We start from the raw sequence: 11175 nt of genomic DNA, 5'->3' as shown, positions 1-11175 counted from the left end.
GGGCGCTGTTCCAGAGCTGGTTCGTGGATTTCGACCCCGTCCGCGCCAAACTCGATGACCGTCCCCCCGCCGCCCTCGACCCAGCCACCGCCGTCCTCTTCCCCGAGCACTTCGCGCACGGCGAACACGACATGCTTCCCGTCGGCTGGCGTCTTGCCGCCATCGAAGAAGTCTGCGCCATCAACGCATGGACGCTCGGCAAGAACGACGACTTGGAGACGCTGGAATACGTCGAGATTTCCGAAGCGAGTCGCGGCAACATCGCGAACATCGCCGCCTACCCACGCGGCGAAGAACCGAGCCGAGCCCGCCGCCGCTTGCGCCACGGCGACACCGTTCTCTCCACCGTCCGCCCCGACCGAGGCTCCTACTTCCTCGCGTTGAATCCACCCGAAAACCGCGTCGCCTCCACCGGCTTCGCCGTGCTCACGCCGACCAAAGTTCCGTGGTCATTCATCCATGCTGCACTGACGCAGCCCGAAGTCTCCGACCACCTCGGCCAAATGGCCGACGGCGGAGCCTATCCCGCCGTGCGCCCCGAAGTCATCGGAGCCATGCAAGTCGCTCTGCCGAATGAGCCGAAGATTCTCGAAGCCTTCCACCGCACCTGCGCCCCGCTCTTTGAACAAGCCGAAGCCAACCGCACCGAATCCCGCACCCTCGCCACCCTGCGCAACACACTGCTGCCGAAGCTGCTGAGCGGGGAGTTGAGCGTTAACTGAGACAAACCTATGAGCAAACCAGCCGCACCAGTTCCGCCGCCACCATCACCGCCGCCAGCCGCACCCGTTGCGGTTTCCACTTCGGGCAGGCCTATGTTTTTTGGGCCTGAATCGGCAATTTGGAAGGACTTGAAGCCGGACGTGCCACCCGGCACCGACAAGGCGGCGGAGGACAAAATTATTGCTGCTGCGAAAACGGCCAGAGAAGAACTCAAGAGCTTCCTGCTCTCATCCCTCCAAATGCAGCACGTGGTTGTGCTCGCTGGGAGCGGAACCTCGCTTGGTCCGATCACTAAGGGCCCGTCGATGTGGACACTGTGGGATTTTTGTGTGCACTCGAATCCAGATACCGGAAAGACAAAGCGGGTCGTCTCCACTGCTGCCGAGAAACTGATGAAGGAAATCGGTTACAAGATCACAACCGAGAAGGACGAAAACATCGAAGCTCTGCTATCTCGTTGCGAAGCTTACCTTCAAGTAACGAGCAGTGCAGATGTGACCGCCTTCATCACCGCGTCGAAACAAGTGATTCTCGACAAATGCTCCGGTTTCATCGACGCAGCGGATACGAATCAACTGGCGGCTCACCGGATGTTTCTACACCGCTTGTCTCGTCGACGCGTTCGCGATTCCCGCCTCAAACTTTTCACGACCAACTACGACCTTTGTTTTGAAACTGCGGCAGGGAAGCAAGGTTTGGTAGTCTTGGACGGCTTTTCATTCACCCAACCACGGCAATTTGACCCGCGATTCTTCCTTTATGACATCGTGAGGCGGCCTAGCACCGGTGACGAAGTCGGGACACCATTGGAGGGTGTCTTCCACATCTACAAGCTGCACGGATCCGTCAACTGGTCGCGGAAGGGGGAAAATGAAATCGAAGTGGAACAGAAGCCAACTGCGGATTCAGCCTGCCTGATTTACCCAGCAAAGGGTAAGTATCAGCAATCCTACGTTCAGCCGCATCTTGAGTTGGTATCGCAGTATTTCTCAGTCCTGCGCGAGCCCAACACCTGCCTCATTGTTGCGGGCTTCGGATTCAACGACGACCACTTGTCCGAACCGATTCTTGCAGCCGTGCGAACAAACCCGCACCTGCGCTTGATTATCGTCAATCCATCAGCCGATGACATCACCGCACGTCCAAAGGAGAAGAACAAGTATTGGGAAACGCTCTTCAGCTTAACCAAGCAGGGAGAGGATGTTTGGCTGATTAACGCCAACTTCGGGGATTTTGCTGAAATGATTCCTGACCTCAAATCCCTGACTCCGGCTCAGCGCCTCACTCGTGACATCAAACTCGTAACGGGAACGAAATGAGCAGGCCATCCAATATCGAGGAAGCGTTCCCAAGAGGGTTGCTGCGCCCCGAATTGTTCATCGGGGTTTTGTCTTCCGTGTCCGCTCAGGCGGTGCGCTTCAATCTGAATGACGCAGGGTCTCCCAGCGGCGCGCATTTCCTCGGAGGACGTTACGGGAAGGGCGAGGTCGGCGAGTTCGTGCTGATTGAAGGACAAATCAATCTATTGCTAGGACGAGTGGTTGAAATCCATCTTCCCGAATCGGAACGGCGCTCTGTCGATGCATCCCATTCAAAGGTGATGGACCTTGACGCTGTGGGCACAATCCAACTTCTCGGGTCGGTCGCGATGGATTCACTGCGCGTCACTGCCGGCGTTGAATCTTACCCTCGACTAGGCGACCGAGTTTACGCGGCACCGCACAACTTCGTCGCAGACCTGCCGAGTTTGATGGAGCCTGAAGGAAGTCCCGAGAGCAAAGTGTTGCTGCGGCTAGGATCCATCGATGTTGCTCTTGAAAGTGCCGTCTCGATTCGGCCCGAGAAATTGTTCGGGAGGCACTGCGCGATTCTTGGGACAACTGGAGGCGGCAAGAGCTGGACGACTGCGCGCATCATCGAGGAATGTCTGAAACACAAAACCAAGATCATACTCCTGGACGCGACTGGCGAGTATCGAGGCTTCTCTGGACCATTTGTGACTCACTTCCACCTCGGCAGTCCTGTGAACACCGCAACAGGGTCTCTGCCGCGTTCACTTCCCCCGACTTCCTTCGTTGAGTCTGACTTCATCGCTCTGTTCGAGCCCGCAGGGAAAGTTCAGGGGCCAAAAATGCGTGCAGCCATGCGCAGTCTGCGTTTAGCCAAGCTGGTGCCCGCAGTCGCAACGAACGGAATCATCAGAAAGATTGACCAGTCGAAGGCCGCCGTGATCGCAGCGGAACAACAAGCTGGCGTCGCAGCAAAACTCGATGACCCACGTCAGGAGTTTGATGTCAGCAAGCTGAGCGCCCAGATCGAGCAGGAGTGTGTGCATCCTGACGGATTTGCGCCTTACCCCGCTCCCAAAGGGACCAAAGACACTACCAAATGGGGCGGTGATTCGGGCGAGGTTTCTTATTGCTTGTCGCTCATGTCGCGAATCAGTGCCGTTCTCACGTCACCCTCGTTTGCCTGTGTCTTCAACTCCCCCGACCCGGCACTCACGACCGCAATCGGCGACTTTGTCGCCAACGATAAGAGGCTTCTGCGAATCTGTCTGAGCGGCGTCGCTTACGAGTTCAAAGCACGCGAGATCGTCGCAAACGTCATCGGAAGGCACCTTCTAAACATGGCGCGGGCAGGCGCATTCGCAGCCTCACCAGTCGTAGTCGTCGTTGACGAGGCTCACAATTTCCTTGGGAGACAAATTGGCGGCGAGGATGCGGTGGCTCGGCTTGATGCGTTTGAGTTGATCGCCAAAGAGGGCCGGAAGTTTGGTTTGAACATTTGCCTGACGACACAGCGGCCACGCGACATCACCGAAGGAGTTTTAAGTCAGATGGGAACTCTCGTTGTTCACCGCCTGACAAATGACCGCGACCGTGAAGTGGTCGAACGAGCATGCGGAGAGATCGACCGCTCAGCTTCATCTTTCCTTCCAAACCTGAAGCCGGGGGAAGCCGCGATCATTGGTGCAGATTTCCCGATACCTCTAACGATTCAGATTTTCCCTCCCGAGGCGCAACCGAAGTCAGACGGGCCAAACTATCAGAAGTGTTGGCAACTTGATCCACCTGCGCCATGAGCCTCAACGAATCCATCGTCGAAGACGCCGCCCTCGAATGGTTCGAGGAGTTGGGCTATGCGGTCGGGCACGGGCCGCATCTCGCGCCCGGTGAAGCGGCGGCGGAACGGGATTCGTTTGGCGACGTGGTCTTGGCTGGGCGCTTGCGTCAGGCGATCCAACGTTTCAATCCGAAGATTCCCGAAACAGCGCAGGAAGAGGCGCTGCGCAAAGTGTTGCGCGTGGCGACGCCGTCCCTCACCCAGACCAATCGCGCCTTTCACCGGATGCTGCGCGATGGTGTGCCAGTGGAATATCCCCGCCCCGATGGCAGCATCGCCGGAGCCCATGTCCAGCTCGTCAATTACGATGACCCCGCCGCAAATGACTGGCTGGCGGTGAACCAGTTCACTGTGATCGAGGGGCAGCACAATCGGCGGCCAGACATCGTGGTGTTCGTGAACGGGCTGCCGCTGGCCTTGATCGAGTTGAAGAACGCCGCCGATGAGGACGCGACCATCTGGAGCGCCTACGCGCAACTGCAAACCTATCAGGCGGAGATTCCCTTGTTGCTGCATTACAACGCCGTGCTGGTGGTCAGCGATGGGTTGCAGGCCCGCATCGGTTCCCTCACCGCCAACCAGGAATGGTTCAAGGTCTGGCGGGAAATTGACGCCGCGGCACTCCCTTCTCCCGCTGGGAGAAGGGCCGGGGATGAGGGACAGCAGCTACCACGACCCACGGCCACGCTCGAACTCCAGACATTGGTCCACGGTGTCTTCGAGAAGGAACGTTTTCTCAAGCTGCTGTTACATTTCATCGTCTTCGAGGAAGACCCGGACTCCGGCGCGCTGCACAAGATCATCGCGGGCTACCACCAGTTCCACGCGGTGAACGCGGCGGTGGAGGAAACCGTGCGGGCCAGCGGCATGGCGGTGGAGGGTGCCCTGGGCGAAACTGCGGGCGGCTATTGGGCGGGGCGCATGCACGGCGGCAATGCGGGGGACCGCCGTGCGGGCGTGGTCTGGCACACGCAAGGCAGCGGCAAAAGCTACTCCATGCTGTTCTACGCCGCCCGCGTGATCCGCGAGCCGGTGATGCAAAACCCGACCCTGGTGGTGCTGACCGACCGCAACGATCTGGACGACCAGCTTTTCGGCCAGTTCCAGCGCTGCCACGAAACGCTCAGCCAGATGCCGATTCAAGCGGCGGATCGGGAGCATTTACGGGAGCTGCTGAATTGCGCCAGCGGCGGGGTGATTTTCACCACGATTCAAAAGTTTTTCCCGCCTGACGCTGGTAGGAGACGAGGTCACGAGGCTCAAACTAATCAGAGTCTCCTCACGTCGTCTGCTACCAAAACGGGGAAGCTCCCGCCTCTCAGTGAGCGCCAGAACATCATCGTCATCGCCGATGAGGCCCACCGCAGCCAATACGATCTCATTGACGGTCTCGCCCGGCACATGCGGGACGCGCTGCCCAACGCCTCCTTTATCGGTTTCACCGGCACGCCCATCGAGAAGACCGATGCCAACACGCGGGCCATCTTTGGCGATTACATCAGCATTTACGACATCCAGCGGGCGGTGGCGGACAAGGCCACCGTGCCGATCTATTACGAGAGCCGCATCGCCAAGCTGGCCTTGAACGCCGCTGTGCTCCCCCAAATTGACGAGGAATTTGAGGAAATTACCGAGGGCGAGGAACTCACGCGCAAGGAGCGGCTCAAAACCAAGTGGGCCGCGTTGGAGGCGCTGGTCGGCGATCCGAAACGCCTCGCGCTCATCGCCGCCGACCTGGTGGCCCATTACGAACGCCGCCTTGAAGCCATGGACGGCAAGGCGATGATTGTCTGCATGAGCCGCCGCGTCTGCGTGGCACTGCATGACGCCATCCTCAAGCTCCGCCCCGGCTGGGCCAGCGCCAAGGACGACGATGAAACCACTGAGGCCGGCAAAGGCTGCGTGCTGAAAGTGGTGATGACCGGCAGCGCCGAGGACGGTCCCGCCTGGCAGCCGCACATCCGCAACAAGGACAAGCGCCGCAAGCTGGCCAACCGCTTCAAGGACAGCCAGGACCCGTTCCGCATCGTCATTGTGCGCGACATGTGGCTGACCGGTTTCGACGCCCCCTGCCTGCACACCATGTATGCCGACAAGCCCATGCAGGGCCACGGCCTCATGCAGGCCATTGCCCGCGTGAACCGGGTGTTTCATGACAAGCCCGGCGGCCTCGTGGTGGATTACCTGGGCTTGGCGGACCAGCTTAAGAAAGCCCTGGCCACCTATACCGAGAGCGGCGGCAAAGGCGATCCCACCTATGACACCCGGCAGGCCATTGCGGTGTTGCTGGAGAAATACGGCATTGCCTGCGACCTGCTCCATGGATTTGGCTGGCAGAAATGGACCACCGGCAAACCCGCCGAACGGCTCGCCCTGCTGCCCGCCGGGCAACAGCATATTTTGGAGCAGTCGGATGGCAAGCAACGCTTCGGACAGGTTGTCACTGAAATTTCCCGCGCCTTTGCCCTGTGCGCCGCCAGCGATGAAGCCGCCCGGATTCGCGATGACATCTCCTTTTTCCAGGCCCTCCAATCCGCGCTGAACAAACAGGCGGGCGGCAGCCGCAAGACCCCCGAGCAGATGGACGCCGCCATCCGCCAGCTTGTGTCCAAGGCCATCACCACCGAGGGGCAGGTGATTGACGTCTTTACCGCCGCCGGGCTCAGGCAGCCGGACCTCAGTATTCTGGATGAGCGGTTCCTCGCCGAAGTGCGCGGCCTCAAGCACAAGAACGTCGCCGCCGAACTGTTGGAAAAACTGCTCAAGGACGAACTCAAGGTGCGTTCCAAACATAACCTGGTGCAGGCCCGGCTTTTCAGCGAGAAACTCAAGCAGACACTCAACGCCTACCACAACCGCGCCATCGCCACCCAGGAAGTTATCGAGGAACTCATCAAGCTGGCCAGGGAACTCGATGCCGCCACCCGGCGCGGCGAAGACCTCGGCCTGACCAACGATGAAGTCGCCTTTTACGACGCCCTGGCCGCCAACGCCTCCGCCGTGCAGGCCATGGGCGATGACAAATTGAAGGTCATCGCCGCCGAACTCATCACCAAAGTCCGCCAGAGCGTCACGATTGACTGGACCCTCCGCGAGAGTGCCCGCGCCAAAATCCGGGTGTTGGTCAAACGCATCCTGAAAAAATACGGCTATCCGCCCGACCTTCAGGATGAAGCCGTCAAAACCGTCCTGATGCAAGCCGAACTCCTCTGCGCCGAATGGCAATAAACCCGTAGCCGCTCGACGTTAGTCGGCGCTGATTAAAATGACTGATAACTGTTCACTGATGACTTGAATTTTTTTCCTCCCGGAGGGAACCACTTTCGCGGAACTCATGTTATTCTGCTCCCATGAATGACATAAATATAAGTCCGAAGCCCGAATTTCGAACTCCGAAATGGCGGTTCCCTTTCGCGTCAATTGGCGTCATTGGCGGGTTGGCATTTTCTGTTCAATATTTTTTGCCATATTCTGGTTCCGGATTTTTCTGCAAAAGTCGGCATGGCCTTGTGATAAAAAATTCATTTCATCACAATTTTATCACATTTTATGATCAAAAAATCATTTCATCACAAAAACATCACAATTCCCGCAGTTCGAGTTTCAGTTCTCGTCCTTCGGATTTATTCCCATTCGCGTATTCCGCGTGTTTGTCGGGCTACGTTTCGGTCTTCGGCATTCGGATTTCTTTCGGATTTCGGGTTTCGATCTTCGGGTTTATGCCCTTGTGTCAAAAAATCAATTTTTCACATTTTTTACACAAATTGTGTGATAAAATCGTTTTTGACACAAAAAACATACATTTCTCAAAACCACACGACTTTCCCCACGTGCGTTGGCACGGTCAGCAACCAACGCCGCAATCCTAACTAACTCATTTTCAGTATATTACAAAAAAAGTTTCATCCAAAACACACTACGGCACTGCCCCTACTGGTGTGATTTTCGTGTAATTTTGGTGTGGCATTCCCGCTGGTGAAGTGCTGTTTTAGCCCTATTTTACCGAAGTATTTTAAATGGTGCACCCGCCGGGAGTTGAACCCAGAACCTTCTGATCCGTAGTTTGATTATTATAGGCTTTTCCATGATTGGACACCATTGTACAAGACTTTAAGAAAAGTGCATTTCACACTTGATTTACCGATGCCATTGCATTAAATTCTACGCATGAAAGCAAATTTCATTGCAATCGTGCCAAATGAACAAAGTGTTGCAAAAGTGTTGCAGACACCAAAAACGGGGCGTGCGTCTAAACTCACGGCGGAGTATTGGCGGGAGCGAGTTTTTAAGCGCAAAGGGGCGGATGGTCGTTTGGCTGTAAATTTCTGTGTCGCCCTGCAGCATGGAGGCACCCGGAAATTTGTTTATCTGCCCACGGGCGATAAAATCAAGGCCGCCGGAATGGCCGCCGGGATTTACAGCGCCATCCGGTCTAAAGGTTGGGATGCCGCCTTGGCAGAGTTTGACCCAGAGCGCGCCAAGGTGCATTGCGTTCATACCGTTGGCGACGTATGCGCCAGCATCATGGCCGCCGGACTTCGCACCCGCACCGCTGCCAATTATTGCCACGGCTTGCGCTGGTGGGCTGCCCGTGCCTTGGATATGAAGGCACGCCGGGCAGACTTTGGCCCAACTGGAAGCCGCGCCTATCGCGCCAAGGCCGAGGCGCTGCATCTGGATGACCTACGCCCGGAACATTTGCGCGGCGTGATTGCCCGCGTGATTGCAGAGGCGGGAGGCGACGCCATCAAGGAGCGTAGCGCCAAAATTAGCGTTTCCAGTTTTCTCCGTAACGCCAAGGCCGGTTTAAAGGCGGCAGAAAAGCTGGGGATGAAATTACCCACCCCCAGGCCTTTCGAGGGCGTACAGGCCCCAACGGGCGCAAAAGCGCCGGTTTATAGAAGCAACATTGACGCCGCCGAATTGCTGGGCAAGGCCCGGCTGGACCTGCGCGAAACAAACCACGCGGCATACCTTGCCATCCTGCTGGCGCTGGGCGCTGGATTGCGTCGTGGCGAAATTGGCAACCTTACTTGGCAGCACGTCAACGCCCGCACAAGCAAAATTGACGTTTCCGCCGGTGGAAGCTGGACGCCTAAAACTTTAGAATCTGAGGCGGCAGTTTATGTTGACCCCAGCATGATTGCGGAACTCGAACACTTCCGCGCCGGGCATGACGATCATGTTACGACGCCCGCCGGGCTGGAAGCCGCAATATTCTGGTTGCGCGGGCAAGGCATACGGGATGACAAGCCCTTGCATACTCTCCGCAAGGAGTTTGGCAGCATCGTGGCACAATCGGCGGACCTGTTCACTGCTTCAAAACAGTTGCGCCATTCAAGCTTGGCAGTAACGGCAGCGTATTACGTTGAAAACCGAAAACAAGTAGCGCCTAACATTGGCAAAATGCTGGCGCTGAAACCGAAGGGCAAATAATATGAAACGCAAAACCAAGACCCAGCAAAACAAGCGGGGCGATTATTCAACCTGGAATAAGCAGATTGCCGATGCACCAGATTTACGCGCCAAGTTGCACATTATTTTTTACGGCAACAATGATCCTTTGCCGGATAATGGCTGGACGGCTGACCGGCATAAGGTTATCCGAGAGGCAGCTTGCAACATGGCTGGCCCAGGGGCGATTTATTCAATAGCCAAGCAATGGTTTAATCTGGTCTCTACTGATCCTCAAAAACTAGGCGATGCCCCCAAGTGCGGAATTCTTAAAAACGGCGTGCCGATGACTATGGAAACGGAAAAGACAATTTACCACCGGCAATATGAGACCGCACAAACAGAAACCCGGAATTTTTGCCTTGCGAGTTTTCACACTTGGAGCCCGGAAAATTTCGAGGCTCTGGCCGATGCCATGCGCGACGTTAAAGAGGGCAAGTTTACCCCCGGCAATTTGAATGATGAAGAAATTTTGAAGCGTTGGGCGGTTTGCAACGGTGAAAACTTGACCCGGTTTGCACGATGGATTAACCACCAACGTAAAGAGCGCAATCCAAACGATAAAACGGACCTTTCCACCATCACACGGCAACTCCGTCGCCTTAAGGCCGTCATTTCACCCGCCATAAAACATCCTCCCGGACGCCCTAAACGCAGTGTAAACAAGAAATAGTTTTCTATTTATACTACAATTAGAAAATAGGACACTTTTCGCCGTCGTCACCTAAATGCGTCACGCTTAAAGGAGGCCAATCATGTGCAATCTAGGCGCACATGAAAACACGTTTGAAAGTGTTGGACGGCGGGGCGGAAATTAAACCGGCCCTGGTAAACCGATTCAAAGCCTACACAGTCGAGCAGGCCGCCGGGGCGATTGCGTGGCACCCGGAAAGCTTGCGCTTGGCGTGCCGCAAAGGGCGAATTCAAGGCGCTGTGCGGATGGGGAAATGCTGGCGCATCCCCGAGGCGGTTCTTGCGCGCTTACTTGAAACCGGAATCCCTTCCGCGTCGTAATATGAGCGCCACACTTACCCAACCGGACCCCGCTCAGGCCGCCCAGCAAATCGCCGCCATCATCCGCGAAAGCCTACCGGAAACACGCTGGCGAATTGCGGATGACCTTTTAGAAACACGTTGCCGGGCTTTCGAATCGTTTCGCGAGCAGGAGGGCACCAAAAATGGCTAAATCATATCTTCGTTGGTCAAAGGCATCCCGCAGCACCCGGCGGCTTGTGGAAAAGTTAATCCGGCTGGGCTGGGCACCCGGAAAACACACGGGAAAAATCCTTAAACGCAAGCGCTACACTTGCGAGGGGGTGTCAAATGAATGACCTGCAATCCAAAGAGGCCGCCGTTATCGGCCACCTGGTTCACGACTTTTCCGAACCGCTACCGCCCGCCCTCGCCCGCCTACTTGAACACGCGCCAGAGTCATTTTTAGACAAGCGGCATGGACAAACCGCCCTTGCCATCCGCAACCTGGCCGACGATGGACACACGGTCAACACGCTATCTGTTCAAAAGAAACTGGAGGCGCTTGAGGAATTATTTCCCGATGCCAAAGCATTCTTGAATGGATTCAGCGATGGCGTTTTGACGGCGGACCTGGCCGAATGTGAGGCGGAAGCCCTTTGGCCCGAATACCAGACGCGCCAAACCAAGGCCGTTTTGTCTGAGGCGCTCCAAACCCTGGACGCCAACCCAGAGCAAGCCAAGTCAGTCATTCGGCACACCAACACCGCCCTGGCCCAACTGGATGAATCATCCAGTTCTACTGTTCACGCCATACCGCTGGGCGATATACCACCCGCAAAGCAAGACGACGGCAGCGAGCTATTGCAAAACCGTTTCTTGTGCCGGCATGGTTCAATG

At 56.5% G+C, this 11175-nt stretch carries 9 protein-coding genes; all 9 read left to right on the top strand.

The genetic code is table 11. From position 1 onward, the window contains the following. A partial coding sequence (locus WCO56_26355) for a restriction endonuclease subunit S (protein MEI7733122.1) occupies positions 1-722 on the top strand: 722 nt, incomplete at its 5' end. A 9-nt stretch (positions 723-731) separates the two neighbouring features. Next, the gene (locus WCO56_26350; protein MEI7733121.1) at positions 732-2042 is read left to right on the top strand and encodes an SIR2 family protein; all 1311 of its coding nucleotides are present in this window, start codon (positions 732-734) and stop codon (positions 2040-2042) included. After that, positions 2039-3808, top strand: a complete 1770-nt coding sequence (locus tag WCO56_26345; protein MEI7733120.1) for an ATP-binding protein — start codon at positions 2039-2041, stop codon at positions 3806-3808. The genes WCO56_26350 and WCO56_26345 overlap by 4 nt, the downstream gene beginning before the upstream one ends. Continuing rightward, complete coding sequence (locus WCO56_26340) at positions 3805-7077, top strand: type I restriction endonuclease subunit R (protein ID MEI7733119.1); 3273 nt, start codon at positions 3805-3807, stop codon at positions 7075-7077. Before WCO56_26345 ends, WCO56_26340 begins: the two co-directional genes overlap by 4 nt. A gap of 939 nt (positions 7078-8016) precedes the next feature. Continuing rightward, positions 8017-9285 carry a tyrosine-type recombinase/integrase gene (locus WCO56_26335; GenBank protein ID MEI7733118.1) on the top strand — a complete coding sequence of 423 codons (1269 nt, stop codon included), beginning with the start codon at positions 8017-8019 and terminating at the stop codon, positions 9283-9285. 1 nt (position 9286) lies between these two features. After that, complete coding sequence (locus tag WCO56_26330) at positions 9287-9976, top strand: hypothetical protein (protein ID MEI7733117.1); 690 nt, start codon at positions 9287-9289, stop codon at positions 9974-9976. Positions 9977-10077: 101 nt separating this feature from the next. Then, positions 10078-10317, top strand: coding sequence for a hypothetical protein (locus tag WCO56_26325; protein ID MEI7733116.1), 240 nt, complete (start codon positions 10078-10080; stop codon positions 10315-10317). Between the two features lies 1 nt (position 10318). Continuing rightward, on the top strand, positions 10319-10489 hold the full coding sequence (locus WCO56_26320) for a hypothetical protein (protein ID MEI7733115.1): 171 nt from the start codon (positions 10319-10321) through the stop codon (positions 10487-10489). 137 nt (positions 10490-10626) lie between these two features. Next, the coding region (locus WCO56_26315; protein MEI7733114.1) for a hypothetical protein at positions 10627-11175 on the top strand (549 nt) is incomplete at its 3' end.

The organism is Verrucomicrobiota bacterium (assembly GCA_037139415.1).
Classification (GTDB): Bacteria; Verrucomicrobiota; Verrucomicrobiia; order Limisphaerales; family Fontisphaeraceae; genus JBAXGN01.
This window is presented reverse-complemented; position numbering and strand designations above follow the sequence as displayed.